Origin of the sequence: Limibacillus halophilus, assembly GCF_014191775.1 — a bacterium.
GTDB classification, from domain to species: Bacteria; Pseudomonadota; Alphaproteobacteria; order Kiloniellales; family CECT-8803; genus Limibacillus; species Limibacillus halophilus.
Genome location: NZ_JACHXA010000003.1, coordinates 390,123 through 415,536, shown reverse-complemented (window position 1 = coordinate 415,536; position 25,414 = coordinate 390,123). Strand labels below are relative to the sequence as shown.

At 58.5% G+C, this 25,414-nt stretch carries 26 protein-coding genes and 1 pseudogene; 14 read left to right on the top strand and 13 right to left on the bottom strand.

The window, feature by feature from the left end; genetic code table 11:
- Positions 1-27: 27 nt before the first annotated feature.
- The 6 genes from FHR98_RS07835 (at position 28) to FHR98_RS07810 (ending at position 5,514) form a co-directional block, all read left to right on the top strand.
- Positions 28-1,230 (top strand): mandelate racemase/muconate lactonizing enzyme family protein, encoded by a 1,203-nt coding sequence (locus tag FHR98_RS07835; protein ID WP_183416106.1) that lies wholly within the window; start codon positions 28-30, stop codon positions 1,228-1,230.
- Between the two features lie 15 nt (positions 1,231-1,245).
- Entirely contained in the window at positions 1,246-2,187 is a 942-nt protein-coding gene (locus tag FHR98_RS07830) for an NAD(P)-dependent oxidoreductase (protein ID WP_183416105.1), read from the top strand.
- A gap of 279 nt (positions 2,188-2,466) precedes the next feature.
- Positions 2,467-3,489 (top strand): DUF2157 domain-containing protein, encoded by a 1,023-nt coding sequence (locus FHR98_RS07825; RefSeq protein ID WP_183416104.1) that lies wholly within the window; start codon positions 2,467-2,469, stop codon positions 3,487-3,489.
- Positions 3,486-4,553, top strand: coding sequence for a DUF4401 domain-containing protein (locus FHR98_RS07820; protein WP_183416103.1), 1,068 nt, complete (start codon positions 3,486-3,488; stop codon positions 4,551-4,553). The genes FHR98_RS07825 and FHR98_RS07820 overlap by 4 nt, the downstream gene beginning before the upstream one ends.
- Positions 4,550-5,059 (top strand): GDYXXLXY domain-containing protein, encoded by a 510-nt coding sequence (locus FHR98_RS07815; RefSeq protein WP_183416102.1) that lies wholly within the window; start codon positions 4,550-4,552, stop codon positions 5,057-5,059. Before FHR98_RS07820 ends, FHR98_RS07815 begins: the two co-directional genes overlap by 4 nt.
- Before the next feature lie 41 nt (positions 5,060-5,100).
- A complete protein-coding gene (locus tag FHR98_RS07810) occupies positions 5,101-5,514 on the top strand; it encodes an acyl-CoA thioesterase (protein WP_183416101.1) in 414 nt (137 codons plus the stop codon).
- On the opposite strand, the gene speB is transcribed toward FHR98_RS07810, so the two are convergent.
- A complete protein-coding gene (gene speB / locus FHR98_RS07805; protein ID WP_183416100.1) occupies positions 5,511-6,485 on the bottom strand; it encodes an agmatinase in 975 nt (324 codons plus the stop codon). The two genes, FHR98_RS07810 and speB, sit on opposite strands and share 4 nt — an antisense overlap.
- Positions 6,486-6,490: 5 nt before the next feature.
- Positions 6,491-7,405: an HpcH/HpaI aldolase/citrate lyase family protein gene (locus tag FHR98_RS07800; RefSeq protein WP_183416099.1), complete on the bottom strand. Its 915-nt coding sequence runs from the start codon at positions 7,403-7,405 to the stop codon at positions 6,491-6,493.
- Between the two features lie 284 nt (positions 7,406-7,689).
- On the opposite strand from FHR98_RS07800, the gene FHR98_RS07795 reads away from it, so the two are divergent.
- The 3 genes from FHR98_RS07795 to FHR98_RS07785 all read left to right on the top strand — a co-directional run bounded on the left by FHR98_RS07795 (position 7,690) and on the right by FHR98_RS07785 (position 11,078).
- Positions 7,690-9,135, top strand: coding sequence for a circularly permuted type 2 ATP-grasp protein (locus FHR98_RS07795; RefSeq protein ID WP_183416098.1), 1,446 nt, complete (start codon positions 7,690-7,692; stop codon positions 9,133-9,135).
- Positions 9,128-10,078: an alpha-E domain-containing protein gene (locus FHR98_RS07790; RefSeq protein ID WP_183416097.1), complete on the top strand. Its 951-nt coding sequence runs from the start codon at positions 9,128-9,130 to the stop codon at positions 10,076-10,078. The genes FHR98_RS07795 and FHR98_RS07790 overlap by 8 nt, the downstream gene beginning before the upstream one ends.
- Before the next feature lie 88 nt (positions 10,079-10,166).
- Complete coding sequence (locus FHR98_RS07785; RefSeq protein WP_183416096.1) at positions 10,167-11,078, top strand: transglutaminase family protein; 912 nt, start codon at positions 10,167-10,169, stop codon at positions 11,076-11,078.
- A 9-nt stretch (positions 11,079-11,087) separates the two neighbouring features.
- On the opposite strand, the gene FHR98_RS07780 is transcribed toward FHR98_RS07785, so the two are convergent.
- A complete protein-coding gene (locus tag FHR98_RS07780) occupies positions 11,088-13,040 on the bottom strand; it encodes an acetoacetate--CoA ligase (RefSeq protein WP_183416095.1) in 1,953 nt (650 codons plus the stop codon).
- Positions 13,041-13,212: 172 nt separating this feature from the next.
- On the opposite strand from FHR98_RS07780, the gene FHR98_RS07775 reads away from it, so the two are divergent.
- Together FHR98_RS07775 and FHR98_RS07770 are read left to right on the top strand one after the other, a co-directional pair.
- Complete coding sequence (locus tag FHR98_RS07775; RefSeq protein WP_183416094.1) at positions 13,213-14,154, top strand: DMT family transporter; 942 nt, start codon at positions 13,213-13,215, stop codon at positions 14,152-14,154.
- A 36-nt stretch (positions 14,155-14,190) separates the two neighbouring features.
- Positions 14,191-15,126 (top strand): DMT family transporter, encoded by a 936-nt coding sequence (locus tag FHR98_RS07770; protein ID WP_183416093.1) that lies wholly within the window; start codon positions 14,191-14,193, stop codon positions 15,124-15,126.
- Here FHR98_RS07770 and FHR98_RS07765 read toward each other — a convergent pair.
- Entirely contained in the window at positions 15,110-15,565 is a 456-nt protein-coding gene (locus FHR98_RS07765) for a DUF3429 domain-containing protein (RefSeq protein WP_183416092.1), read from the bottom strand. The two genes, FHR98_RS07770 and FHR98_RS07765, sit on opposite strands and share 17 nt — an antisense overlap.
- 60 nt (positions 15,566-15,625) lie before the next feature.
- Positions 15,626-16,003, bottom strand: coding sequence for a YkvA family protein (locus FHR98_RS07760; protein ID WP_183416091.1), 378 nt, complete (start codon positions 16,001-16,003; stop codon positions 15,626-15,628).
- Between the two features lie 116 nt (positions 16,004-16,119).
- Between FHR98_RS07760 and FHR98_RS07755 the strand changes: the two genes are divergently transcribed.
- A complete protein-coding gene (locus tag FHR98_RS07755; protein ID WP_183416090.1) occupies positions 16,120-16,878 on the top strand; it encodes an SDR family NAD(P)-dependent oxidoreductase in 759 nt (252 codons plus the stop codon).
- A 31-nt stretch (positions 16,879-16,909) separates the two neighbouring features.
- On the opposite strand, the pseudogene FHR98_RS07750 reads toward FHR98_RS07755, so the two are convergent.
- A pseudogene (locus tag FHR98_RS07750) lies at positions 16,910-17,206 on the bottom strand (4a-hydroxytetrahydrobiopterin dehydratase); the annotation flags it as partial.
- Between the two features lie 86 nt (positions 17,207-17,292).
- Here FHR98_RS07750 and FHR98_RS07745 point away from each other — a divergent pair.
- Positions 17,293-17,706, top strand: a complete 414-nt coding sequence (locus tag FHR98_RS07745) for a metallopeptidase family protein (protein ID WP_183416088.1) — start codon at positions 17,293-17,295, stop codon at positions 17,704-17,706.
- 172 nt (positions 17,707-17,878) lie between these two features.
- Here the strand turns inward: FHR98_RS07745 and FHR98_RS07740 are convergent, their stop codons facing one another.
- Positions 17,879-18,913: a GlxA family transcriptional regulator gene (locus FHR98_RS07740; protein WP_183416087.1), complete on the bottom strand. Its 1,035-nt coding sequence runs from the start codon at positions 18,911-18,913 to the stop codon at positions 17,879-17,881.
- A gap of 124 nt (positions 18,914-19,037) precedes the next feature.
- Here FHR98_RS07740 and FHR98_RS07735 point away from each other — a divergent pair, with 124 nt between their 5' ends.
- Entirely contained in the window at positions 19,038-19,847 is an 810-nt protein-coding gene (locus tag FHR98_RS07735) for a class I SAM-dependent methyltransferase (RefSeq protein WP_183416086.1), read from the top strand.
- 149 nt (positions 19,848-19,996) lie between these two features.
- On the opposite strand, the gene FHR98_RS07730 is transcribed toward FHR98_RS07735, so the two are convergent.
- From FHR98_RS07730 to ubiB, 6 genes are all read right to left on the bottom strand, one after another.
- The gene (locus FHR98_RS07730; RefSeq protein WP_183416085.1) at positions 19,997-20,590 is read right to left on the bottom strand and encodes a uracil-DNA glycosylase family protein; all 594 of its coding nucleotides are present in this window, start codon (positions 20,588-20,590) and stop codon (positions 19,997-19,999) included.
- Positions 20,591-20,594: 4 nt separating this feature from the next.
- Positions 20,595-21,569: a cysteine synthase A gene (cysK, locus tag FHR98_RS07725; RefSeq protein WP_183416084.1), complete on the bottom strand. Its 975-nt coding sequence runs from the start codon at positions 21,567-21,569 to the stop codon at positions 20,595-20,597.
- Positions 21,570-21,598: 29 nt separating this feature from the next.
- Entirely contained in the window at positions 21,599-22,054 is a 456-nt protein-coding gene (locus FHR98_RS07720; RefSeq protein ID WP_183416082.1) for an RrF2 family transcriptional regulator, read from the bottom strand.
- A gap of 19 nt (positions 22,055-22,073) precedes the next feature.
- Complete coding sequence (dut, locus tag FHR98_RS07715; RefSeq protein WP_183416080.1) at positions 22,074-22,532, bottom strand: dUTP diphosphatase; 459 nt, start codon at positions 22,530-22,532, stop codon at positions 22,074-22,076.
- Positions 22,529-23,743, bottom strand: coding sequence for a bifunctional phosphopantothenoylcysteine decarboxylase/phosphopantothenate--cysteine ligase CoaBC (coaBC, locus tag FHR98_RS07710; protein WP_183416078.1), 1,215 nt, complete (start codon positions 23,741-23,743; stop codon positions 22,529-22,531). The genes dut and coaBC overlap by 4 nt, the downstream gene beginning before the upstream one ends.
- Positions 23,744-23,882: 139 nt before the next feature.
- Positions 23,883-25,406, bottom strand: a complete 1,524-nt coding sequence (gene ubiB, locus FHR98_RS07705; RefSeq protein ID WP_183416076.1) for a 2-polyprenylphenol 6-hydroxylase — start codon at positions 25,404-25,406, stop codon at positions 23,883-23,885.
- Positions 25,407-25,414 lie beyond the last annotated feature (8 nt).

Here is a 25,414-nt window from a genome sequence, read left to right as displayed (position 1 = left end):
GCGCGCCGAGGCCAAAGGATTTGCCGTATGAGGATTCGTGATCTCAAGACTTTCGTGGTTGGCAATCCGCCACCCCTTGCCGGGGGGCGATACTTCATTTTCGTGAAGTTAGTGACCGACGATGGGATCGAAGGCGTCGGCGAGGTCTATAATGCCACAGTCGGGCCTGCCGCTGTCGTCGCCATGATCGAGGATGTCTTCAGCCGACATGTTGAAGGGAGCGATCCTTTCCGGATTGAGCGGCTTTGGCGCAATGTTTACAGCCAGGGCTATTCCCAACGGCCGGATATCTCGCTGATGGGTGTCTTGAGCGGCTTGGAGATGGCCTGCTGGGACATCCTGGGCAAAGCGTTGAACAAGCCCGTGTATGAGTTGTTGGGTGGCAAAGTGCATGAGCGCTTGCGGAGCTATACCTATCTTTATCCACGCCCGGAGGAGGGGGGCGCCTATGCGCCCTCGCCGGTTTATAGCGATCCCGATGCCGCCGCAGAACGGGCAGTGGAGTACATGAACCAGGGATTTACGGCGCTGAAGTTCGACCCGGCCGGCCCCTATTCTGCCTTTGATCCGCGTCAGCCCAGCCTGGAATCCCTTGAGCGGAGCGCGCTTTTTTGCAAGCGCATCCGGGAGGCCGTCGGCACGCGCTGCGATCTGTTGTTTGGAACACACGGTCAGTTCACGACGTCGGGCGCCATTCGACTGGCGCGACGCCTTGAGCCTTACGACCCGCTTTGGTTTGAAGAGCCGACACCACCGGAGATGCCTGAAGAGATGGCCAAGGTCGCGCGTCAGACCCGAATCCCAATTGCCACGGGTGAGCGTTTGACGACCAAGTACGAATTCGCTCGTGTTCTGCAGTGTGGCGCAGCCTCGATCCTGCAAATGGCGTTAGGGCGGGTAGGCGGATTGCTCGAAGCCAAAAAGATCGCGGGCATGGCCGAGGCCTATTATGCGCAGATCGCGCCGCACCTTTACTGCGGGCCGATCGAAGGTGCTGCGAACATTCAGATTAGTGCCTGCACACCAAACTTCCTGATCTTGGAATCCATAGAAACCTGGGGTGGATTTCACAGCAGCATTCTCAAAAAGCCGATTCGCTGGGAGGAAGGCTACGTGATTCCGCCCGACGATCCTGGTTTGGGTGTTGAGTTAAATGAGGAAGTTGCGCTAGCGCACCCCTACGAGGGCAGCGATCTGCACCTCGTTCCAGCTAGCGATCCCATCAGATAGAGGAGCGAAGAACTTATGAAGGTAGCCTTCATCGGTCTGGGGAATGTTGGGTATCCGCTGGCCCGTAATCTCCTGAAAGCGGGACATGAACTAACGGTTCACGACCTGGACCGGGAGCGCGCAGCCGGCCTACTTGCCGAGGGTGCCGTTTGGGCTGGCAGTATTGCGGAGGCCGCTGCCGATGCTCAAGCCGCGGTGACGTCCTTGCCTAATCCGCGCGCCGTGGCGGCAGTGGTGCCCGGAGATACCGGACTGTTGGCCTCGCTCCCTCGCGGTGCCCTCTGGATCGAGATGTCGACGACGGACGACGCCGAGATGAAGGCGCACGCCCAAGCCGCAGTCGATCTCGGACTCGCCGTTGTTGAAGCGCCGATAACGGGCGGCGCCAATCGTGCCTGGACCGGTGAAATTTCCATCCTTGTCGGCGGGGAGGAGGCCGATGTCGCGCGCGCCATGCCTCTCCTCCAGATCATGGGCGGTGAAATAGAGCACATGGGTCCGATCGGCGCGGCCTCGGTCGTCAAGGTCATCACCAACATGCTGGCTTTTGTCCATCTGCTGGCCAGCGGCGAGGCCTTGATGTTGGCCAAACGGGCCGGCGTGGACCTTGCCAAGGCTTACCACGGCATTCGCATTTCATCCGGCAACTCCTTCGCCCACGAAACCGAGGGTCAGTTGGTCCTGAACGGTTCCTATAACTGCGCTTTCACAATGGATTTGGCGCTCAAGGATATGAACCTCACTTTGGATCTGGCGCGCGATACCGCGACACCTCTGCCGTTGGCGGAATTGACAGGAGCCTTGTTCGAGGAAGCGCGCAAGCGCTACGGCGACAAGGCTTGGTCCACAGAAGCCGTCCGCCTGTTGGAAGACCGCCTGGGCGTTGAACTGCGCGCCGCGGGATTCCCCGAAGTGCTACCGGGAATGGAGCCCGCGCTGGAGAAGCGACAAAACTAGAAAAATCAGCGCCTGCTCGAATATCACCTATTTGCCACACTATGGTTGTTTAGCGCCGCGATTTACGGACAAGCTCGAATCTCTACTGGCAACCTCGTGCAAATTTCATTTGCCGCCGTCTATGCCAAAGCCCACGACAGAGTAATCCCCCAAGCAGGGGTTGGTTTCGCATCTTTAACCTTGCGATCTGTCCGGATGGCCGGTTGCATTTGCTTGCGGCGGTTTTTTCCCGGCATTAGGCTAGCCAGCATAAGTTGTACTATGGGAAGGTGGATCGCTTTGACCCAAAAGGCCGTCGACCTTGGCGACCTGGTTCGCATGCGTAGGGGCAGTTTGCTGGGTGGTATGGCCTTTGCCGAGGCTGCCTATCTGGCCCGGGACCGGGTTTTCTGGAGGCGCTGGACAGGCCACGCGCTGCTGGCGCTGGGGGCTGGTCATTTCCTTTCAGGTGTTATTTTTTTCTTCGCCTTTAACTGGGATGAACTGACCCGTTGGCAGAAGTTCTCCGTTTTGGAAGTGGGCGTCTTGTCGTTCGCCATCCTGGCGATGGTCGCCGGGTCGCAGCGTTTGGTCGGGCAGGTTGCCCTGATCGGGGCGACTGTCATGACGGGGCTGCTTTTGGCGGTGACCGGGCAAGTCTATCAAACCGGCGCCGATACTTATGAGCTTTTCACCGCCTGGGCATTCCTGACACTGCCCTGGGTGCTGCTGTCCCGCAGCGCCGCACATTGGGTGCTCTGGGGCTTAGTTGTCTATCTGGGCTGCTGGACATTCCTGCATCAGGTATTCCTGCCGTTGAGAGCCGTGACCTGGGATCATGCGATGGTCCTTTGGTCGATGATACCGGGCCTGTTTTTAGTTGCTTTCGAAGCCGGGCGCGCGGCGGGGTTCGAATGGTTGAGGGCGGTCTGGCCGCGCCACTTCCTGCTGTTCGCCTTCCTCGGGCATCTGTTCGTGTCCGCGGTGCAATTTCTGTTTGAAAGCGTATTTACGGGGTCTGTTTTCATGCAAAGCGGTCTCGGTGCGCTCGCCTTTTGTTTTGCTTGCGCGCTTGCCTGGCGTATTTACGGATCGCGCCTGTTCGATCTCGCCGCGCTTACCATCGTCCTTTTAGGAGTTGCCGCCTTTTTCGCGATGCTGGGCGCACGTGGAATCGAATCGGCCATCGGCGACTGGAGCTTTGACTTGGGGGCGGGCTTGGCAAGTTGGGGTCTGCTGGTTTTCTGGAGTTTCTGCTGCCTTACCGTCCTCGGTTTGTTGTTTCGCCACTACCAGCGTCACAGCAAGGTCGTAGCGTCATGATCAACCGAAGCCTTCTGTGCCAGCGATTTGGATTGGCCGACGCCCAGGTTGCGCTGCTTCTCGATCAAACGGGCAACGTGCGCGACGATCACCTGCCCTGGTACATGTCGCTGGGACTTGGCGTTGCAGCTTGGTTCACGGCTCTGGTGCTGCTCGGTTTCTCGCTAGCGCTGGTCATCGCCTTCTTCGATGACGACATCGACGACATGACTTTGCCCGCGTTGTTGCTCGGATCACTGTTTTTGAGTACTGGGATCGCGTTGGCGCGAAATCGGGTTACGGCTGGCTTTACCGGTCATTTTGCCGACGCGCTCTCTGCTGCGGGAATCAGTTTGATCGTGTTTGCGGTAGCGATCGAGTTGGAGACTTACTGGGCACCAACCGTGATTGCGACGGCTTTTGCGGTGGCAACGGCTTGCTGGCGGAGCAGCCAACTCTTGCAAGGCCTCGCTGCCGCTCTGGCACTCTTTTTGCTTGCTCTGTGGGTCCATGATGCGAGCGAAGCGCAGCTTACGCCGGTATTGGCGGTCGTCATATTGGCTATGGTTTGCCTGCTGCTATTCGGCACGGCCAAGTTCGACTTTCGCGCCGGGGCCACCGTCTGTCTGCTACTTGCTGGATTATTCGAGATGACCGCCTTTTTCGACGGCTATCTCGACTATTCGCCCAACGGCGGAAACGCACGCTTTGAAGACGCGACGCGGTTGTTTCATTACTTGGCGATCGCGGTGCCCTTCGCTATCGCCTGGCGCCAGGTCGATGAGGTGCAGGAAAAGCTGCTGATTGTCGGGATGGTGGCGACCGCAGGGGCGGTGACGGGCATTCTGCCGCCTGCCGGATCGGCGGTGCTGCCGGCATTGGTTCTAGCCGGCATTTCTGGTTCGCGGGGCTTGGCAATCTCAGGCGTTGTTTTGGAAGTCTATTTCATCGCCAGATACTACTATTCCCTTGATCTCACGCTGCTTGAGAAGTCTTTCATCATGATGGGAACTGGCACCTTTCTGCTGATTGCCTGGGCCCTCTTTTTTAATCTTTTGAAAGATGTGCGGGGGTTGGAGGAATGAACCGCCGTGCGCTTGATATTTTGGGAGTCCTGGCTGGCCTCGTCCTTGTATTGGGGCTTGCCAACTGGAATATTCTCGCCAAGCAGTCGATTGTCGAGACGGGCCAAAAGGTGCTCTTGCCTTTGCAGCCCGTCGATCCGCGCTCTTTAATCCAGGGCGATTACATGCGCCTCGACTACAGCCCGGACCTCCATGCCAGGGGCGAAATCCCCAAAGGTTCGCCGCGCAAGGGCACGGCAATCATGCTGTTGGATAGCGATGGCGTCGCACGGTTTCAGCGTTTCGATGACGAAAGCCCACTGGCACCGAGCGAGGTCCGACTTCGGTACAAGCTTGTCACCGACGCCGGACGCATGCGTTATGGCGCGGAAAGCTTCTTTTTCCAAGAAGGGCAACGGCAGGCCTATCAGGTTGCCCGTTTCGGCGTTCTGCACGTCGCCTCCGATGGCACCAGCGTCCTGATCGGACTGGCGGACGAGAACCGCGCGCTTATCGTACCTGAGTAAACCTCGATCATTCGATCTTAAACGAGAAAGGCAAGCGAACCTTGCGTCAAGAATACAAACACTTCCTGACCATCCCGACCCGCTGGATGGACAACGATCTCTACGGTCACGTCAACAACGTCATATACTACTCTTACTTTGACACCGTGATTAACGCCTACTTGATTGCCGAGGGTGGTTTAGACATCCATGACGGCAAGGTGATTGGCGTCTGTGCAGAGTCTTTCTGCTCCTTCAAGGCTTCCTTTGCCTTTCCCGAACCGGTCGAGGCCGGTCTGCGTGTCGGACACTTGGGGCGGCGTTCCGTGCGGTACGAGATCGGCCTTTTCAAGGCGGGGCTTGAGACGCCGGCTGCGACCGGACATTTCGTGCATGTATTCGTGCAGCGCGAGGGTATGACGCCGGTTGAGATCCCTGCGGACATTCGGTCTGCACTTGAGGCGCTGAAAGTCTAAAGCCGGCCTATAGGCAAACGTTTCGCGCCTTTCTTTTCCGCCAGCAGGCAGAGGAAATCATGGGCGAGCGTGGCCGCATTGATAGCCGTCACTTCGGATAGATCGTAGGCCGGGGCTACCTCAACCACATCCATGCCGACGAAATCGATGTTACCCAAGCTGCGTAGGATCTCCAGGGCCTGGGCAGGCGTGAGGCCACCGGATACCGGGGTTCCGGTGCCGGGCGCAAAGGCAGGGTCCAGGCAATCGATGTCGAAGGTAAGGTACGCCTTGCGGGCGCCGACTCTTTCCCTGATTGCTTCGATGGTGGCCGCGCTACCTTCGCGATGAACCCAAGGGGCACTCAGAATCTCAAAGCCATGGCTGTCGTCGTTGTAGGTCCGAAGCCCAACCTGAACCGACCCCTCAACGTCCAACAGGCCTTCGTTCTTGGCGCGCAGAAACATGGTCCCGTGGTTGATCTCCTGCCCGTCGTCTGGCCAGGTGTCGCAATGGGCGTCGAAGTGCACCAGAGCGACTGGCCCATGTGCGCGGGCGATGGCGCGCAGTACCGGATAGGTAATGAAGTGATCACCGCCAAAGGTCAGGGGAAAGGCCCCATGAGCCAGAATTTCCGAAATATGTGCGGTGATGGCCTCGATGATGCTCAAAGGGTCGTGTGGGTTTAGAAAGCAATCGCCATAGTCTACGACGTTCAAGGTCTTGAACGGGTCGAAGCCGAAGGGAAAGGCTTTCAACTCGGCGAGTTGAACCGAAGCGGCGCGGATCGCGCGCGGTCCCAGGCGGGCACCGGGCCGATAGGTTACCGCACAGTCGTAGGGCACGCCCGTGACAGCGACATCGACGCCCGTCAGGTCGCGGCTGTAGCGACGCCTCAGAAAGCTGAGCGCGCCGCCGTATGTCATCTCCGACCAGCGGTTGTGAGGGTTATCGTTTCGGAAAGCCTGATCGCCCGCCTGATCGTCGCTCATTGCGGTTATTCCTCCTGGTCATCATCGTTGAGCAGACCGTAAAGCGCCGCGCGCTTTAACAGGCGTTGCGCTTCCGCGTAGATCGGCATCTCGACAAGCGAGCCCGCCACTTCCACACGGCCTTCGCCACGCTGTCGCGCGGCTTCGAAGGCACGAACCTTAAGGCGCGCCTGCTCGATGGCCTCTGCTCCAGGTGTAAGCGCTGCCTGAATCGTCATGGCATGTTCCAGGCTTACGGCGCTCTTGGACGTGTAGCCCAGGCGTCTGGCATAGGCCGAATCGGCGGCCACGCCTTCCAGGTCCGTCCAGGTATAGGGACAATCGATCGGCTGTATCCCCGCCGCCCGGCATTCAACCAGGAAACGCTCCCGCACGTAGCGGAGTTCGGAACCGTCGCGACCGCGTTCACATTGCAGGTCGTTGGCCATGTCCTCGGACGCAACGAGCGCCGCCTCCACACGGGGCGACGCGGTAACGATATCTATGGTGCGGACCAGTCCGGCTGCGCTTTCTATGTTTGGCAGCAGTTCGGTGCTGCCGATGGGGCGGCCCAATTTTCGCTCCTGCGCGCCGACCGCTTCTCCCAGTTGGGTGACATGACCCGGCATCGACACCTTTGGCAAGGCCACAACGTCGACGCCCGCCGCCATTGCCGCCTCTAGGTCGCGCAAACCGTCGGCGTCGGATAAGGGATTGATACGGGCGGCGGTGCGTTTTCCAGCAGCCCGCCAGGCTTCAATCACCTTGGACAGTTGCGCGCGTGCTGCGGGCCTCTTTTCGGGGGCGGTGAAATCCTCGAATTCCGCAATCAGCGCATCGGCCGGGCTTTCAGCGGCGGCCAGCAAAGTTTTCAGCGGGTCGCCGGCCGGCAGGAACAGCCAGCAGCGGCAAAGCTGAGAGGATAGTGGCTTGTCGGACATGGTCGTTATGTTTCTCTTCCGGCGGCGGCAGTCGCTTCAAACTCCGGTACGCCTGCTTTTGAACTTCTGATTAATGCCTCAAAACCGCGGCGAAGTCTAAGCAGCATGGGCGTCGAGGTGAAGCCGATTTCTGGCTGACACTGGGGAAAATTAGGCGATCATTGTATTTTGCAGCGCAGCATTCTACCATTATAGACAATGCATTATGAAAAGTGCGCTATGAGAACAGGGGACAGCAAAACGGTTACTTGGTCCTTCTTCCGCGATCTGGAAAGTGAGGTGTCATGAGCCGTCGTGCTGTGCTTACCAATTACGATCATCAGAGTTTTTTCTGTGAACTGACGGGCCGGGTAGGGGAAAACCAGCCTGGAACGGTCGAGATTTGCAGACTGTTGGACAAGATCGGCCTGCAAAGCCTGGAACGCAGGGCACGCAATGCCGAGCGAGAGCTCTACAATCTCGGAATCACCTTCACCGTTTACAGCGATGCAGAAGCCATTGACCGGATACTGCCGTTCGATGTGATACCTCGTGTCATCACAGCCGCTGACTGGGCGGTGATTGATCGTGGCGTACGCCAGAGGGTCAAAGCTCTGAATCTGTTCCTGGCAGACATCTACCACGACCAGAAAATTCTAAAGGACGGTGTCGTCCCGGCGGAGCTGGTCCTCACGAACGCCAATTACCAGAAGGTAATGCAAGGGCTGGACCTGCCGCAGGGGACCTATGTGCACATCTGCGGCATTGACGTGGTGCGTGATGAGGCAGGGGCCTTCAAGGTGCTGGAGGACAATGCGCGCTGTCCGTCGGGCGTTTCTTATGTTGTGGAGAACCGCCACCTGATGCTGCGAACATTCCCAGACCTGATGGACAACATCGGGATCCGCAGGGTCAGCGATTATGGATTACATCTGCAAAATGCTTTGGCCGAAGTCGCGCCGGCGAACATTGATAATCCACAGGTCGTGCTGCTTTCGCCTGGCTTCTATAATTCGGCTTATTTCGAGCATGTTTTCCTGGCTCGGGAAATGGGCGTTCCACTGGTCGAGGGGCAAGACCTTTTCGTGGATGACGATGATTGCCTCTATATGCGCACGGTCGCCGGCCCGATCCGGGTCGATGTGGTTTACCGTCGTATCAACGATGACTTTCTGGACCCAAAGGCATTTCGCAAGGATTCCGCGCTTGGTGTCCCTGGATTGATGCGGGCCTATGCCAAGGGCCGGGTAACACTCGCGAATGCGGTTGGAACCGGGGTTGCCGACGATAAAGCGGTCTATGCCTATATGCCCCGCATCATCCGCTACTACCTGGATGAGGAGGCAATCCTGGATAATGTCGAGACACACATCTGCGCGGAGCCGGAAGCGCTGAAGTACACGCTCGATCATTTGAGCGAACTTGTCGTCAAACCGGTGGGCGAGGCAGGCGGTTACGGCGTTGTGGTCGGCCCGCAGGCAAGCGCGGCGGAATTGGACGCCTTGCGCGCGCAAGTAAAGGCCGACCCTGCCAACTATATCAGTCAGCCCGTGATCAGCCTTTCAGTCAGCCCAACCCTGCTCAATGGCGAAGTTGTGCCGCGCCACGTCGATCTGAGACCCTTCGCGGTTACCGGGAAGGATACCTGGGTGCTGCCGGGCGGGCTTACGCGGGTGGCGTTGAAGAAGGGATCGCTAGTGGTTAACTCGTCGCAAGGCGGTGGATCGAAGGATACCTGGGTCCTTGAGTAGGCTTCTTTCACGTTTCGCCTCCAATCTCTTCTGGCTCGCGCGGTACATGGAGCGGGCCGAGAACTTGGCGCGCATCCTCCAGGTCAACGAATCCTTTGCACGGGACCGTTTGGGAGCACGCGATTGGTTGCCGATTCTACAACTCAATGATGACGAGGAGCGCTTCTTCAAAATTCATAACGAGGCCAGTGCGGACAACGTCGTGCATTTCTATTTACTGGATCGTAAGAATCCGACATCGATCATTGCTTCGGTCCACCAGGCACGCGAAAACGCACGCGCACTTCGCCACCTGATCTCGACTGAGATGTGGACACAGGTGAACGTGTTCCATGGGCGCCTGACCGGTTTGCGTAGCAAGGATCTGGCCCTGGAGAAACTTTCGCTTGTCTGCTCGGAGGTCAAGGAAAGCTGCCAGGCTCACGCAGGCATCACCGAGGGCACCTATTATCGGGACGAGGGCTGGCATTTCTATAACCTTGGCCGCTATCTGGAACGTGCCGACCAAACTTCACGCCTGCTCGACATCAAGTATCGACGCCCTTCGTTGGATATCGCCCCGTCGACCGAGGATCCGGCGTCGGACGCCAGCCTTTGGAACACCCTGCTGCGCTCGGGCGCCGGATACCACGCATTCAGACGCGTGCATCCGCGCGGTATGATAGCAGCCGATGTGCTCAGGTTTTTCCTCTGCGATCCGGCCTTTCCGCGATCGATCACCACTTGCGTGCGCGAACTGGAGGAACTCGTTGCCGAGTTGCAGCGGGAGTACGGGCTGACGGCTTCCACCGATATCAAAGAAAAACTGAAGGAACTGAACCGACTTGCCTGCCAACCAACCGACGATGAGGACCGCGGCGATCACGTGAATCGCTTGATGGACCGCATTCAGTTTCTGCTGGTTGAACTCTCAAACGCTATTGACGCGCAGTTCTTCCACTGAAGCCGCGTGACGATCACGGCTTGCGGTCGGAGGGGAGTCGGGGTTAGAAGTGAGGCCCTCTACAAAAGCAGCGAAGCGAGTAGCGCAAATGCGCTTGCTGACGATCCGCCACACCACCCGTTACAGCTACAAGAAGCCCGTGCGTTTTGGGCCGCATCGTATGATGTTCCGGCCCAGGGACAGTCATGACATCCGTGTCATTTCATCGGGCTTGATCATAAAGCCGCAACCGGAGCTGCGCTGGTTCCATGACGTCTTTGGCAATTCCGTTGCCATTGCCACATTCGAGGAGCCGGCCGAGGAGCTGTTCGTCGACAGCATGATCATGGTCGAACATTATGGCAGCAGCGAGTTTGAGTTTCCGTTGGACCCGGCGGCTCGGACCCTGCCGATTTCCTACTCGTCCGAGGAGTACCCCGATCTGGCGCGCACGATCGAGCGGCAGTACCATGATTCGGAGAAAAAAATAGATGCCTGGGCGAGAAAGTTCCGCAATGAAACCGGGCCGACCGATATCTGGATCCTCCTGGAGCAGATTACCAAACAAATACGCAACGAGTTTCAGTACATTCCGCGTGAGGACGAAGGCGTGCAAGCGCCGTTGGAAACGCTGGCAAGGCAAACTGGAACCTGCCGTGACTACGCGCTTTTCATGATGGAGGCGTTGCGCTCGTTGGGCATGGCCGCACGTTTCGTAACCGGTTACCTCTACGATCCGGCCTTGGAAGGCGGCGACAACGGCACGGTCGGCGCCGGTGCGACTCATGCCTGGGTGCAGGTTTATCTGCCGGGCCCCGGTTGGGTGGAATGCGATCCGACGAATGGAATCATCGGTGGCAGTAACCTGATCCGTGTTGGTGTGGCACGCGACCCGGCGCAGGCTTTACCTTTTTCCGGCAGCTATTTTGGCGACCGTGACGATTTCATTGAAATGGAGGCCGAGGTAACTGTCACCACAAGCGGTGCTCCAGCCCCCATGGCCAGCGCATCCGACCGCTGACGTCCCCGGTTATTCCTGAAGTTCGGCGAGTCCCACGTAGAGGTCGAGCGCTTCGGGGTTGGCGAGAGCATCCTTGTTCTTCACCGCCCGGCCGTGGACGACATCGCGCACGGCAAGCTCGACGATCTTTCCGGATTTCGTACGTGGGATATCGGCTACCGCGACGACCTTGGCCGGAACGTGTCGCGGTGTCGCGCCGGTGCGGACCTGTGTCTTGATGCGTTTTATCAGGTCCTCGTCCAACACGGCTCCCGCCGCCAATCGGACGAACAATACGACACGAACGTCGCCTTGCCAGTCCTGACCAATGACCAGGGACTCGTCGATCTCCGGTAGCTTCTCCACCTGACGATAAATCTCCGCCGTGCCGATGCGAACGCCGCCGGGATTCAGGGTCGCATCCGAACGGCCATAGATAATAACCCCATCGTGTTCGGTGATTTCGGCGAAATCACCTTGGCACCAGATATTGTCATAACGCTCGAAATAGGCGCTGTGATAGCGCGCGCCGTCGGGATCGTTCCAAAAGTAAATCGGCATTGAAGGGAAGGGGCGGGTGCAGACCAGTTCCCCCTTCTTGCCTCTCGTCGGCTGACCTTCATCGTCGAAGACCTCGACAGCCATGCCCAGGCAGCGGGCTTGAATCTCGCCGCGCCAGACCGCGCCGATCGGATTGCCTGCCACAAAGCAACTGATTATGTCCGTACCACCGGCGATGGAGGCCAGGCAGACATCCTCCTTGATGTGTGCGTATACGTAGTCGAATCCCTCGGCGACCAACGGGGATCCGGTTGAGGCGATGATTCGAATGCTGGAGAGATCATGGCTCGACTTCGGGTCAGCTCCGGCATTCTTCAAGGAATCGATAAATTTGGCGGAGGTGCCAAAGAGCGTTCCTCGCTCGGCGTCCATGTAGTCGAAAAGAATCTCCGGGACCGGATGGAAAGGCGACCCATCGTAGAGCAAAAGGGTGGCTTCCGCTGCCAATCCGGAAACCAACCAGTTCCACATCATCCACCCGCAGGTCGTGAAGTAGAACACGCGGTCACCCGGTTTCACGTCGCACTGCAGTTTGTGCTCCTTGATGTGCTGAAGCAGCGTTCCGCCGACGCCGTGGACAATGCACTTGGGTTTTCCCGTCGTCCCGCTGGAAAACATGATGTAGAGCGGTGCATTGAAGGCTACGTGCCGGTATTGGATCGGGTTTGCGGTTTTACCCGAGATGGCCTGCGTCAATGTCATGGCCTTGGCAATTGTGGAAACGTCCGGCTCGTCATTCAGGTACGGACAGACAATGATTCCGTTGAGACTGGGTATCTCCTTAGAGAACTCAGCGACCCGGGCCAGGGAATCGACGGCTTTGCCGTTGTAATAATAACCGTCCGGGCAGAACAGCACCTTCGGTTCGATCTGGCCGAACCGATCGAGAACTCCTTGTACGCCGAAATCCGGGGAGCACGACGACCAAACCGCACCAAGCGATGCGGTCGCCAGCATGGCGGCAACGGTTTCAGGCATGTTGGGCATGAAGCCGGCGACACGATCACCTTCTCCGACGCCCAGATCTTGCAGGCGTTGTTGCAATCGGCTGACCAGCGCATTCAAGGCGTCGTGGGAAAGGCGACGTTTAACCTTGTCCTCACCCCAAAACACGATAGCGTCCTCGGGGCCACGTCTGCGCAGAAGATTTTGCGCAAAATTCAAACGTGCATCCGGGAAGAACGCCGCGCCCGGCATCTTGGTTCCGTCCACCAGTATCCTGTCGCCCCGGGTTTCGGCGACCACCTTGCCGAAGGTCCAAACACTGCTCCAGAACTTCTCGATTTCTTTGACCGACCAGTCATAGAGTTCAGCGTAGTCGGACAACTCGACACCCCAGTCCCGCTTCAATTGCTCCATGAAGGCAGAGATGTTTGCGCCTTCCTTGCGTTCGGGTGTCGGTTGCCAGAGCGGCTGAGTCATAGGTATCTACTCCTGCGGTTCGACGGGCCAAGACGACCGGTGATTCGGCATATGCGGAACACTATGCAAAGTACGCGCACCTGCCAAGGCGGCGCTAGTCCTGTCACGCAACGGTGCTTTGCGTTTGCGAGTATAGCGCCTGGGTGCAAGCGTCGTTACTCTTGCGGCCATCATGCCAAAATTGATTAGGTCGGTGAAAGACCGCTTCGGTACCTGTAGCGGTCCGGTTCAAGGTGCGTTTTACATGATCGTTGCCTGTTTGGGGTTCTCGATCATGAACATATTCGTGCGGCTTGGTGCCGCAGAGTTGCACCCGATACAGGTGGCATTCTTCCGCAACCTCTTCGCTCTGATCTTCATGTTGCCTTGGTTGGCATCGCATTGGTCCACGGCGCTGAAAACAAAACGCCTCGGCTTGCATGCAACACGCGCCGGCTTTGGCCTTTGTGCGATGCTCTTCTGGTTCACCTCGGTTGCCATGTTGCCTCTGGCCGAGGCGGTCGCGCTGAATTTCACGGTGCCGCTCTTTGCGACGATCGGTGCGGCGGTAATCCTGCGCGAGCGTGTCCGGTTGCGCCGGTGGAGCGCAACGCTTGTTGGGTTTATCGGCGTGTTGATAATCCTGCGCCCGGGCTTCATGGAACTGACTCCCCTGATGTCACTGCCGGTGATTGCCGCCGCGTTCATGGCTGTTTCAGTAATATGCGTGAAGCGCCTCTCGGATACGGAAACACCTGCGGCGGTTGTATTATATATGAACTTATTGCTGACTCCCTTGTCCCTGTTGCCGGCACTCTTTGTCTGGCGTTGGCCATCGTTTGAAGTTTGGATGTTGATGGTGGCTCTGGGGTTCTTCGCTGTCGTCGCTCATATTTTCATCACTCGTGCCTATGCCTCCGCCGATGCATCGGCAATTCTACCTTTCGATTATTCAAGACTCCCTTTTATCGCCGTATTGGCGTATTTTTTCTTTGGACAAACGAGTGACGTGTGGACGTGGGTGGGCGCAGCGGTAATTGCTGCTTCCAGCTTGTACATTGCGCGACGGGAAGCCAGGGCCAGCGCGGAGGGGCGTGCAAAGGGGGCTGCTACGGTTTCGCCGCGTGGACGGTAAATCAGATGGTCTGTGGAACGGACCGTGGCGAGGGGCATGACACAAACCACAATAACCGAGAAGCCAACTTCCAGTAGCATTGTATTGCGCTTCGCGCGGCTGACACCCAATGCGAGAGGCGCCTGTTGGATGGTTCTAGGCGCGCTTGGATTTGCCATCAACGGCGCTCTTATCAAGTATCTGGCCTATGATGGCCTGGATCCCTTTCAGATTGCCATGGCGCGCGCATTCTTTGCGCTTTTCATTCTGCTGCCTTTCATCTGGAAGGCTGGCCCAAAAGCCTTTCGCACCCGGCATCCCGGAATTCATTTGCTGCGCGGCGTAATCGGAAGCGTGGCCATGATGTGCGGTTTCTATGCGGTGGCTCATTTGCCGTTGGCCGATGTCGCCGCGCTTGGCTTCACCCAACCACTCTTTACCATCCTGCTGGCCGTGATTCTGTTGAAGGAGCCGGTCGCGTGGCAGCGCTGGCTTGCCACGGCTATAGGATTTTGCGGCGTCCTGCTGATGGTGCGGCCTGGGCATCACAGCTTTGATCCAGTCATGCTGGTCGCCTTGCTTATGGCTTTTGGGATTGGCCTCTCGGTGGTGCTGGTCAAGATGATGCCGCGCGAGGAAAGTACGACGGTTCTTTTAACCTATTTTTGCATTGCGTCGCTGGTGACCACGAGTATTCCAGCTTTGATTGCCTGGCGTGATCCCACCGTCCTGCAGTGGCTGGTCCTCGCGGCGATCGGCGTGATCGGTGCTGGCGCCCAGTCCTTTCTGCTCCGGGCCTACAAGGTTGGGGAGGCGACCTTCGTTTCACCCTTTGATTACTCGAAAATCATCATCGCTTCCGCCCTGGGTTTCTACATTTTCGGTGAGATACCGACGATTTGGACCGGTTTGGGGGCGGCGGTGATCGTCGGCAGCACATATCACATCGCGCGAAGCGAGTCGCGAGCCGCAGCCGTCAAGCGTTCATCCTGAGTGAGAAAATCAGCAGGCTCAAAAGGCAGAGCAACACCACGATGGTCAGTGGTCGCCGTAAGTCTCTATACCAAGCGGGAAACCGACCGGTTTGAATAGCGCGTACATCGGCGAGATAGAGCGCGGAGAAACAAGCGGCCATCAGGATTAGCGCCGGCGTCGGATGTGACAGCAGCGCAACCCAGGACACCAATGCCGGCAGTATGGAAAACCCAAGGCGGGCAAAAGACATGGCGCTTTTGCCGTCAGCCATTGCGTACCCCCAATGCACCGCGCCGAGAAATGTCACGATCACCGGCGCGTAAACCAACCCTGCTTGTGCGGCCAGGAAATTATAGGGGTCGGGCAAAAGCCAGCTACCGGTTGCGCCGATCAAAAAGGGAAACAGACCAACGACACCCAAGGTTAGTGCGGGGCGTGGAACCTCAGTCAAGGCCATGCAATCTCTCCACAATCGGCGCAGGTTCACCGACATAAACCGTTATTACCCTGCAGACTATCAGTCTTCGGGGGTTTTCCCCGACTGCAATCTTACGAGAGTCTCCTGGGCCTGCCGACGATGGTCAGGTTTGACGTGATTGGCCACGCTGCGCCAAGCCGCCAAAAATACCGCCGCATCGTCTGTGTACCCCAGCCCGGCGACAAAGTCTGGAACCACATCAGTAGGCAGCACGAAATAGGCAAGCGCCGCCATCGCGATCGCCTTTACTTGAAATGGCGTCGCCGGATCGCGGGCGCAGAAGTAAGCTGCAATTGCGTCTTCCAGGAAGGGCACGCGGCCGAATACACGACGCACTTTGGGCCAAAACCCTGTTTCAACGCGCGCGCTGTCGCGTTGGAAGCGTTTGTCGTCGAGTGGATCTTGATGACCGTTCATGGTGTCAAATATGGTCGCGCAGCTTCGCGGTCGCAATATGCGGCGCGCTCTGCTAGTAAGACCGCCAAGTGTGACTGAAAGCCGCCGAACGCGGTTCTAGACAGGAGAGTGTGACGATGGATGTGAAGGGTTTAGGCGCGGTTGTTACCGGTGCGGGTTCGGGTTTAGGCGCGGAAACGGCCCGGCATTTGGCCAAATCGGGCGCAAAAGTTGCGGTCCTGGATGTTAATGAGGAAGCGGCAAAGGCGGTTGCGGCGGAAATAGGTGGTATCGGTCTTGCTTGCGATGTTGCCAGCGCCGCCGCCGGTGAAGAGGCCGTTGCCAAGGCTCGCGACACTCACGGGCCCTGTCGAATTTTGGTCAATTGCGCCGGAATTGCGCCCGCAAAGCGGATTGTCGGCCGAGACGGTGCAATGCCTTTGGATGCCTTTGAAAAGGTCATCGCCGTTAATCTTATCGGTAGCTTCAACATGCTTCGGCTTTGCGCGGCCGATATGCTGGGCGCCGAACCTCTGAACGATGATGGGGAACGCGGCGTCATCATCTCGACGTCTTCGATCGCCGGCGTCGAAGGTCAGCTCGGGCAAGTCGCCTATGCGGCATCCAAGGCGGGGATCAACGGCATGATGTTGCCCGCCGCGCGTGAGTTCGCCCGTTCAGGTGTGCGTGTGTTGACCATAGCGCCTGGTCTGATCGGAACGCCGCTCCTTTTGAACATGCCGCAGGAAGTCCAAGACAATCTTGCCGGACAGGTGCCTTTCCCATCACGTTTTGGACACCCGTCGGAGTTCGCCCGGTTGGTGCTGCACATCTGTGAGAACGCCATGCTGAACGCCGATATCATCCGCCTGGATGGCGCAATGCGCATGCAGTAAAACCACAATCGCCGGAGGCAGTCGCTGCATGTTAGCGGCTTGCTTCCCGGTCGATTTTTGATGCGAGTTGCATATCCAATTCACTAAGCCCATCTACGTCATGCGTTGTCAGTAGAATGTCGACGCGGTTGTAGACATTACTCCACTCAGGATGGTGGTTGAGTTTTTCGGCGTGCAGTGCGACCCGCGACATGAAGCCAAATGCTTCGATGAAAGAGCGAAACTTGAAGCTCTTGCTGATGGCGTCGCGATCCTCGACATTCTGCCAGCCTGTTAGTTGATCGAGAGCGCTCTGGCGTTCCGGTCCGGTAAGTTTTTTGACCATCGATCTCTCCCTGCCCGGTGATTTGAGGCAATAGGGTCGGCGGTTGGCGGCGTGATCGTCAAGGTGGACGTCACAAAAAGGAAATGGTTATGGCCTACATAGCAAGCAGACCCTTTACGACGCCACCCAGTCTGGCGGACATAGAGGCGATGGCGCGGGAATGCTACGCGGGCGTACCGGATTCCCTTCGGCGTCACTGCGAGGGTGTTGTCGTGCAGGTGCAGGATTTTCCCGACGACGAAACTATGGAGGCCATGGACTGTGAGAGCCCCTTCGATTTATTGGGGTTGTATCAGGGTGTGGATTTGACGCGGCGGTCGGTCGGCGATCAGCCTGAAGACGTTGACACGATTTTTCTCTATAGACGGCCGATCCTGGACTATTGGTGCGAAACCGAGGAAAGCCTGATGCACGTCGTGCGGCATGTGCTGATCCACGAGATTGGCCACCACTTCGGATTCTCAGACGACGATATGGACCGGATCGAAGGTCAGGTGTCCTAGCGGTCTGAATCAGACACTTGAAACTCTCACGCGCGCTTGTTGCTGACGGTATGCGCAGGGCCGCATCGTTGGCTAAGCAGCCCTTCTCAAACGCCCCGCTCTGTCATTGACAAGACTTAGGACTGCGGCGACCGCCTTAACGAGAGCAAAGCGTCAAAGAATGAGTGACACTTCATCGTGGCGAAAGGAAGCCGCTGCTCGAAAAGCGCCGCCGATACTCCGCAGGGCTTAGCCCGGTCATCTTCTTGAACAGGCGGCGGAAAGCTCTCGTGTCCGAGTAACCCACGGCTTCAGCAATTGATTCTACATTGTGCCCTTCCATTTCGAGGAACTGTTTTGCTTCTTCGATTCTCAAGGACTGCACGTAATCCGTTGGACTGTAGCCGGTAGCTGCGCGGAAGCGGCGGTCGAATGTACGTCTTGGCAGGCCGGATTGGGCAATCATGCGGCCAACGGCGTCATGTTCACCGTATCCGTCGGCAAGCCATTCCTGGCATTCCCGGATGACGGCGTCCTCGGTCTGTAGCCGCCGCATGGGTGCCGCAAAGTGACGCTGCCCATCGGGGCGGGGGTCGACGCAGTAGAACCGCGCGGACTTGGCGGCATGTTCGGGACCAAGAAATCGCGCAATCACATAGAGTGCAAGATCCGCCCAGGAGGCCATCCCACCGGACATCACAATTGAGTCTCCTGGCCCTGCGAAGGTTAGCGTACGGTCCGGGCAAAACGCTACGCTTGGCCAACGCTTTCGAAAAATCTCTCTCATTGACCAGTGGGCCGTGGCTTCTTCGCCGTCCAACAGGCCGGCATCGGCCAGGAGCGCGGCACCAGAGCAGGCGCATGCGAGGCGGGCTCCGGATGCGTGGCGGCGCAGAATCCAATCGATTTCCGGTCCCAGCACGTCCTTTGGCCTTTCTACCTCCCCAATCCTGAAATTGGGCAGACAGATGATCTCTGCATCATCGGCTTCCTCAAGAGTCGCATCCGGCATGACCGGTACCCGGCCTATGCAGCGAAATGGCTCCTTGTCGCGCGCAACGATCCTGACGCGTGTCATGGGCGGCTGAAAAGTTCCTTCTGTCAGGTAGGACCAGGCGGTGCCGACCGACGCCAGAAGGTCATACAGGCCGTAGAGAATTGCGCCTCTACAACTTTCCGCAGCAAGGACGTCGATTCGAAGTGGGTCGCTTGTGAAATCCCTACTCATAATCTCCGTGGTTTCCCTCGCGCATCAATGGCCGAAATGGCCCGCTATTGGCCAATCCGGCCCTAACAGAAACCGCTTTCGGTCAGCACACTGGATCAGTGTAAAGAACTTGGAGAGGAAAATCATGACCTATGAAGCATTCAAAGAGGCTGAAATGGTGGGTTGGAATGCGCGTGCGCAGACCTACAACGATTACACGGGGCAGGTCACAACCCAAGCGATTCCAACACTCCTAGCGATGGCCGAAACAACCCCCAAGAAGCAAGTTCTTGATCTTTGTTGCGGAACCGGAAGGGCCGCCGGCGCAGCGGTTGCCTTAGGTGCCTTTGCAGAAGGCATTGATGCATCCGCGGCGATGGTGGATGCGGCCCGAAGAGATTTCCCAAAGGCGGCCTTTGACGTGGGCGACGCCGAGTCCATTCCACGTGAAGATGACAGATACGATGCCGTTATCTGTTCGTTTGGGCTCATGCATGTAGGCAGCCCCGAGGCTTTGTTCAGCGAGATGGTGCGGGTATTGAAACCCGGAGGGCGGGTGGCACTCAGCCATTGGATCGGCCCGCCAGAGTCTCCTTTTTTCCGGATCGTCTTTGGCACGGTGCAGCGCCTAGCAGATATGTCGGCAGTGCCGCCGTCGCCGCCTCCTTTTACCCTTTCGTCAGAGGAAGCCATGCGAGAGGCCCTGGAGCAGGCAGGTTTCGAAGAGGTAGACGTGCGTCGGCTTCCTCTTGTCTTCAGGTCTCCGGCCGGGAGATTCGCCGATCACTTCAGAAAGTTCGCCGCAAGAGCGGCTGTCATCCTCGACCAACAGACGGATGCCGTCTTGAATGAAATCTACTCTTCGTGGGAAACCGAACTCGAAAGCTTCCTTGTGGAGGGAGAGTACAAAGTACCAATGCCTGCGCTTGCCGTGTCCGCAGTTTGCGGACGGTGAACCGGATAATCCAGTTGCCGATCTCCCATTTGAGTTGTGGCGGCGGCGGACGTGGCACAGCATCCGATACCTGTGCGCATGCCTGGAGACTCGTACGTCACACAGCCTATGGGGCCACCGAAACAGACTCTTTTGTCTGGTTCAAACCACTAGTTGCTTGGGAAAAGCTTTTGCATGCGTGCGCGCAAATAAACCAAGGTATCGCGCTCGAACCAGGGATTCCTCTTGATCCAGGCGGTGTTACGCCATGACGGATGGGGCAGCGGAATAAATTCAGGGCCGTACTCGCGAAAAGCAGCGACCGTTTCGGTCATGGTCTTCTTGCGGGTTTTTGCCAGATAGCGAGCCTGGGCGTGCATACCGATCAGCAACGTGACTTCCACCTGTGGCAGATGCCGCAGGAGAGGCGCGTGCCAAGTGGGCGCACACTCCGGGCGTGGCGGATTGTCGCCGCCCTTCGGATCGCGGCCCGGATAGCAAAATCCCATGGGAACGATAGCGATCTGGCACGGGTCATAGAAGAGGTCTCTGTCAAGACGCAGCCAGTCGCGAAGGCGTTCGCCAGAGGCGTCGTTCCAAGGGATGCCGGTTTCATGAACGCGGGTTCCAGGCGCTTGTCCGATAATGAGCAGGCGGGCGGTCTGGCTGGCCTGAACGACGGGACGCGGCCCCAAGGGTAGGTGCGCCGCGCAAATGCGACAGTCTCGAACCGACTTCAGCAGAGTGTCGAATGCGTCCGGCAAGGTGCTATACCAAGCCCTCAAAGAGGTCAGTGGTCAGATAACGTTCGGCCCCCGAAGGCAGAACGACGACGATGCGCTTGCCAGCCATTTCGCGCCGTTGGGCAACCTCGATCGCCGCGGCCAGCGCGGCGCCGGAGGAAATGCCGACCGGCAGCCCTTCCAGCACGGCGGCTTGGCGCGCCATTGCAAAGGCACGATCATTGGATATGCAGATCACCTCGTCGATGACGCTGGTATCCAGGTTATCCGGCACGAAGCCTGCGCCGATCCCCTGAATCTTGTGGGGGCCCGGTTCGCCGCCGGAAAGGATGGCACTGTCTTCGGGTTCGATCGCAACGACACGCAGCTTCGGGTTCCGGGCTTTGAGCACTTGTCCGCAGCCGGTTATTGTGCCGCCGGTGCCGACACCGCCCATAAAGACGTCGAGGTCGCCCTGGGTGTCGGCCCAGATTTCCTCGGCGGTGGTGGTTCGATGGATTTCCGGGTTGGCAGGGTTCGAGAATTGCTGCGGCATCGCCGCGTCGGGCAATTCGTCGAGCAGTTCCTGCGCGCGGGCAATAGCACCTCGCATACCTTTGGCGCCCTCGGTCAACTCCAGCTCGGCGCCCAGTAACCGGAGCATCTTGCGACGCTCGACAGACATGGTCTCCGGCATGGTCAGAATTAGACGATACCCCTTGGCGGCGCAGGCAAAGGCCAGCGCAATACCTGTATTGCCGGAGGTCGGCTCGACGATCGTGGTCTTCCCGGGCGTGATCTGCCCGTTTTTCTCCATGGCCTCTATCATAGCCATGCCAATGCGATCCTTGACGGAGCTAAGTGGATTGAAGAATTCACACTTGGCCAGAATCTCGCCCTTGGTAGAATACGTACTGGCGAGGCGCGGGAGGCGTATCAGAGGCGTTGCGCCTATTGTCTCCAGAATGCTGTTGTAGATGCGCCCTCTGAAACAGGGCACGGCGGTGCCTTTGGATGGCATCGTGATGCGTCCTCCGTCGTTGGTGTGATTCAGATGCAGAAATCCGGAATGTCCGGCGCATCCCGCTCGATGCGTAACTCTCGGGCTTTTCGGCAAAGATCTTCAACGGTCATCAAATCAAACCGAGACATCATTTCCTGCTGCATTTCCGTCCAGATCGGGCGAACGACCTTGACGCCAATATCTGATCCCTCGGTTTCGCTGGCCGGGTCGCCCGTGCCTTCCAATTCCCGAACGGTGCGGATGATTTCACCAATCGTGATGCGCCGCCTTTCGCGAGCCAGGCGATAGCCGCCGCGCGGGCCACGCTGACCCGTCAGGACACCATTCTGCACGAGATGTTGCAGCACCTGTTCGAGATAACGCCTCGGGATACCCTGTCGCTCGGAAATCTCGTTGGAGCGCACCGGCTCCGTTCCGGCGTTGTAGGCGATGTCGACGACCGCCTCTATTGCAAAGAGCAACTTCTTGGAGAGTCTCAGCATTCTTTCCTACCTTTGCCCTTCAGTGCCCCGTTGAGCCAAAACCCCCGCTGCCGCGGGCGCTGTCTTCGAGATTCCTTACTTCTTGCCAGGCAAGCTGGGTAACGGGGGCAACGACCATTTGCGCTATGCGTTGTCCGCGCTCCACAGTGAAGGCTTCCTGTCCCAGGTTGATCAAAATGACTCCGACTTCGCCGCGATAATCCGCATCGATGGTGCCGGGACTGTTGAGCACGGTGATGCCCTGCTTGAGCGCAAGTCCCGATCGCGGACGTACTTGTGCTTCGAAACCGCTCGGCAGCGCCATTGCGAGGCCCGTGGGGATCAACCGCCGCTCTCCCGGCTGCAGCGTCAGAGGTTCATCCGTTGCGGCCATCAGGTCCAGTCCGGCGCTGTCGCTCGTCGCGTAGGCTGGAAGTGGTAGGTCCTCTCCGTGGGGAAGGCGCTGGACAGCAACGGCGATCTTGGTGTTCTGGGTCATCTCTTCTTCCTGTTGGCAAAATGCTGGGCCACGCGCTGCGCCAGGCGTTGCGCCACGGCCTGTTTGTCCATCCGAGGCCAAGACTCCTGCCCGGCCGTATCAATCACGAGGATCTCGTTCTCCGCGCCGCCGAATATGCCATTGGTATCCGAAACGTCGTTGGCGAGTATCCAGTCACAGCCCTTGCGCTCGCGTTTACTGCGGGCGTTGGCCTCCAGATTTTCGGTCTCGGCGGCAAAACCAATTACAAGGCGGGGGCGCTTGCGACCCGGCTTGGAAAGAGTGGCCAGAATATCCGGGTTGGTAGTGAGTGACAGCACCGGCAATTTGCCGCCGTCCTCTTTCTTGATCTTCTGCCCTGCCGTCTTGGCAACGCGCCAGTCCGCGACTGCCGCCGCGCAGACCAAAATATCGGCGGGCAGGCCTTCCTGGCAGGCCCGTAGCATCTCTTCCGCCGTTTCGACCTTGGCGACGCGAACGCCAGCAGGGTCTGGCTGGGAGACGGGGCCGGTAACGAGCAGCGTGTTGGCGCCTAAACCGGCCAGCGCCGCGGCTATGGCGTGCCCTTGGCGGCCTGAGGAGCGGTTGGCGATGTAGCGTACCGGGTCGATAGCCTCGTGGGTCGGGCCGCTGGTCACGATCGCCGTCAGACCACTCAAAGGACCTTCGCCACCAAGTGCTGTGTCGATGGCCGCCACAATCTCCAGGGGTTCGGCCATACGTCCCGGTCCGAACTCACCACAGGCCATGTCGCCTTCGTTGGGTCCCACAAAGATCACACCACGCTCTTTCAGGGTTCGCAGGTTATGCTGGGTGGCGGGATGGTCCCACATGCGCACGTTCATGGCGGGTGCGGCCAATACGGGTTTGTCGGTCGCCAAAAGGGCTGTGGAGGCGAGATCGTCGGCTAGGCCGCAGGCTAGCTTGGCCAGAAGATCGGCTGTTGCCGGAGCGACCACCACAAGATCTGCGTCGCGGCTGAGCTGAATATGGCCCATCTCTTTTTCGTCGGTCAGCGAGAAAAGGTCACCATAGACTTTGTCCTCCGTCAGCGCCGATAGGGACAAGGGAGTGACGAACTCTGCACCCGCTTTTGTGAGAACAGCGCGAACGGAGCAGCCTCGCTCCCGCAGGCGGCGCACTAGGTCCAGGCTCTTATAGGCGGCGATGCCACCTGCCACGATCAAGAGTATGCGCTTGCCCTGAAGCATCTAAAGTCCTTGAGTCTGCCCCGTATACATCATCCTCCGATGGTTTTATTCCAACCGCCGAATTCAGAATTTACAGGAAAATACGCTTAATAATGCGGTATCGGCAAGTTTTCTACAGTGAAGGATAGTAATTTACCGTCTAATCCAACAGCGCGAAGAGAGCGAGAATGGCGGCGGTGAAAGCAGCGGCAAGCGCTACCTTTTCGCTCCAGCGCATTCGATGGCTGTCCTGAGGGGCGAGCCGGAGGCCGTCGTTCGCCAGCTCCTTGGTCGCGCGCTCCAGATTTTCCACAATACGGGGGATGCGTCGCAGGGTCGCCTCCAGTGTTTGTAGGCCCTCGCGGGCTCGTGCCGGCGCGCCGCGGTTGCGGGCCACCCAATCGGCGATCAGCGGCTCGGCCAGGGACCAGATGTTGAGTCGGGGGTCGAGAACGCGGCTGACGCCCTCGGCCATCATCATGTTCTTCTGAAGCAAGGTCAGTTGCGGCTGTACCTCCAGCTCGAACGATTCCGTGAGTTGAAACAACTGGGTCAGGAGGTTGGCGAAGGAAATCTCGGCCAAAGGCTTGCCGAAGATCGGCTCGCAAACGCTTCTCAAGGCCTGGACATAGGAGTCCAGCGGCCGTCCGGCGGGCAGGAAACCGGCATCGACCTGCACTTGAGCTAGGCGGCGGTAGTCCTTCGCCAGTACCGCCAACAGCATATCCGCCAGCACCATGCGGGTTTCGTGGTCCAAGCGCCCCATGATGCCAAAATCGACAGCGCCGATATTGCCGTCGGAATCGACGAACATATTCCCCGGGTGCTGGTCGCCATGAAAGAAGCCATCACGGAAAACCTGATTGAAGAAGGTTGCCGCCGCACGGGTCAGGACTTCTTCGAGATCATGCCCTGCCGCCAGCAAGGCCTCGCGGTCATCGAGCGGAATGCCGGACAGGCGGGTGGTGGTCAACACCCGGCGCGCGGTCCGTTCCCAATCCACATGCGGGACAACATAGGTCGGGTCATGCTCAAAGTTCTCCGCTAGCTCCGATGCTGCCGCAGCCTCCAGGCGCAGGTCCATTTCCATGGTCACCTGTTCCTCGAAAAGCCTTACCAAATCCACAGGCTTGAGGCGGGCTAGGCGCGGCTGCGCACGTAGGGACAAGTTTGCCAACCAGTAGAAGAGGTCGAGATCCCGGCGAAAAGCCCGTTCAATTTGGGGGCGCAGAATTTTGACCGCCACTTCCTCGCCCTCGCTGGTTACGGCGAAATGCACTTGGGCGATGGAGGCGGCGGATACCGCCTCCTCGGAAAACGCTGAGAACAATGTTGCAACCGGTTGCCCCAGTTCCCGTTCTATAACGCGGCGGGCCTGGTCGCTGGGGAAGGGCGGCAGGTGGTCCTGTAGCTCGGCAAGGTCGAGCGCGACTTCCTCACCCAGCAGATCGGCGCGCGTGGAAAGAAACTGACCCAGCTTCACGAAGCTGGGGCCTAGTTCGGTGAGTGCCGAGGCCAGTTTCTGCCCGGGACGTCCCGATTTGCGGCGCGGCGAAAAGAACCGCAGTGTTCGGCAGAGGCCGGGCGCGATACCCAGGTCTTCAACGAAAGCCAGCGCATCGTGGCGCGCCAGGGTGCGCGCGATGGTGAAAAGCCGGTAAAAGGACCGTAGGCTACGCCGCATCGCTTCCC

Bases quoted from the DNA above. Each gene is read 5' to 3' on its own strand.
- FHR98_RS07775 (WP_183416094.1), top strand. From the start codon at position 13,213: ATGCCAAAATTGATTAGGTCGGTGAAAGACCGCTTCGGTACCTGTAGC.
- FHR98_RS07815 (WP_183416102.1), top strand. From the start codon at position 4,550: ATGAACCGCCGTGCGCTTGATATTTTGGGAGTCCTGGCTGGCCTCGTC.
- FHR98_RS07795 (WP_183416098.1), top strand. From the start codon at position 7,690: ATGAGCCGTCGTGCTGTGCTTACCAATTACGATCATCAGAGTTTTTTC.
- FHR98_RS07820 (WP_183416103.1), top strand. From the start codon at position 3,486: ATGATCAACCGAAGCCTTCTGTGCCAGCGATTTGGATTGGCCGACGCC.
- FHR98_RS07765 (WP_183416092.1), bottom strand. From the start codon at position 15,565: ATGGCCTTGACTGAGGTTCCACGCCCCGCACTAACCTTGGGTGTCGTT.
- FHR98_RS07830 (WP_183416105.1), top strand. From the start codon at position 1,246: ATGAAGGTAGCCTTCATCGGTCTGGGGAATGTTGGGTATCCGCTGGCC.
- FHR98_RS07785 (WP_183416096.1), top strand. From the start codon at position 10,167: ATGCGCTTGCTGACGATCCGCCACACCACCCGTTACAGCTACAAGAAG.
- FHR98_RS07745 (WP_183416088.1), top strand. From the start codon at position 17,293: ATGGCCTACATAGCAAGCAGACCCTTTACGACGCCACCCAGTCTGGCG.
- FHR98_RS07740 (WP_183416087.1), bottom strand. From the start codon at position 18,913: ATGAGTAGGGATTTCACAAGCGACCCACTTCGAATCGACGTCCTTGCT.
- dut (WP_183416080.1), bottom strand. From the start codon at position 22,532: ATGACCCAGAACACCAAGATCGCCGTTGCTGTCCAGCGCCTTCCCCAC.
- speB (WP_183416100.1), bottom strand. From the start codon at position 6,485: ATGAGCGACGATCAGGCGGGCGATCAGGCTTTCCGAAACGATAACCCT.
- FHR98_RS07760 (WP_183416091.1), bottom strand. From the start codon at position 16,003: ATGAACGGTCATCAAGATCCACTCGACGACAAACGCTTCCAACGCGAC.
- coaBC (WP_183416078.1), bottom strand. From the start codon at position 23,743: ATGCTTCAGGGCAAGCGCATACTCTTGATCGTGGCAGGTGGCATCGCC.
- FHR98_RS07755 (WP_183416090.1), top strand. From the start codon at position 16,120: ATGGATGTGAAGGGTTTAGGCGCGGTTGTTACCGGTGCGGGTTCGGGT.
- FHR98_RS07720 (WP_183416082.1), bottom strand. From the start codon at position 22,054: ATGCTGAGACTCTCCAAGAAGTTGCTCTTTGCAATAGAGGCGGTCGTC.
- FHR98_RS07835 (WP_183416106.1), top strand. From the start codon at position 28: ATGAGGATTCGTGATCTCAAGACTTTCGTGGTTGGCAATCCGCCACCC.
- FHR98_RS07735 (WP_183416086.1), top strand. From the start codon at position 19,038: ATGACCTATGAAGCATTCAAAGAGGCTGAAATGGTGGGTTGGAATGCG.
- FHR98_RS07800 (WP_183416099.1), bottom strand. From the start codon at position 7,405: ATGTCCGACAAGCCACTATCCTCTCAGCTTTGCCGCTGCTGGCTGTTC.
- cysK (WP_183416084.1), bottom strand. From the start codon at position 21,569: ATGCCATCCAAAGGCACCGCCGTGCCCTGTTTCAGAGGGCGCATCTAC.
- ubiB (WP_183416076.1), bottom strand. From the start codon at position 25,406: ATGCGGCGTAGCCTACGGTCCTTTTACCGGCTTTTCACCATCGCGCGC.
- FHR98_RS07780 (WP_183416095.1), bottom strand. From the start codon at position 13,040: ATGACTCAGCCGCTCTGGCAACCGACACCCGAACGCAAGGAAGGCGCA.
- FHR98_RS07770 (WP_183416093.1), top strand. From the start codon at position 14,191: ATGACACAAACCACAATAACCGAGAAGCCAACTTCCAGTAGCATTGTA.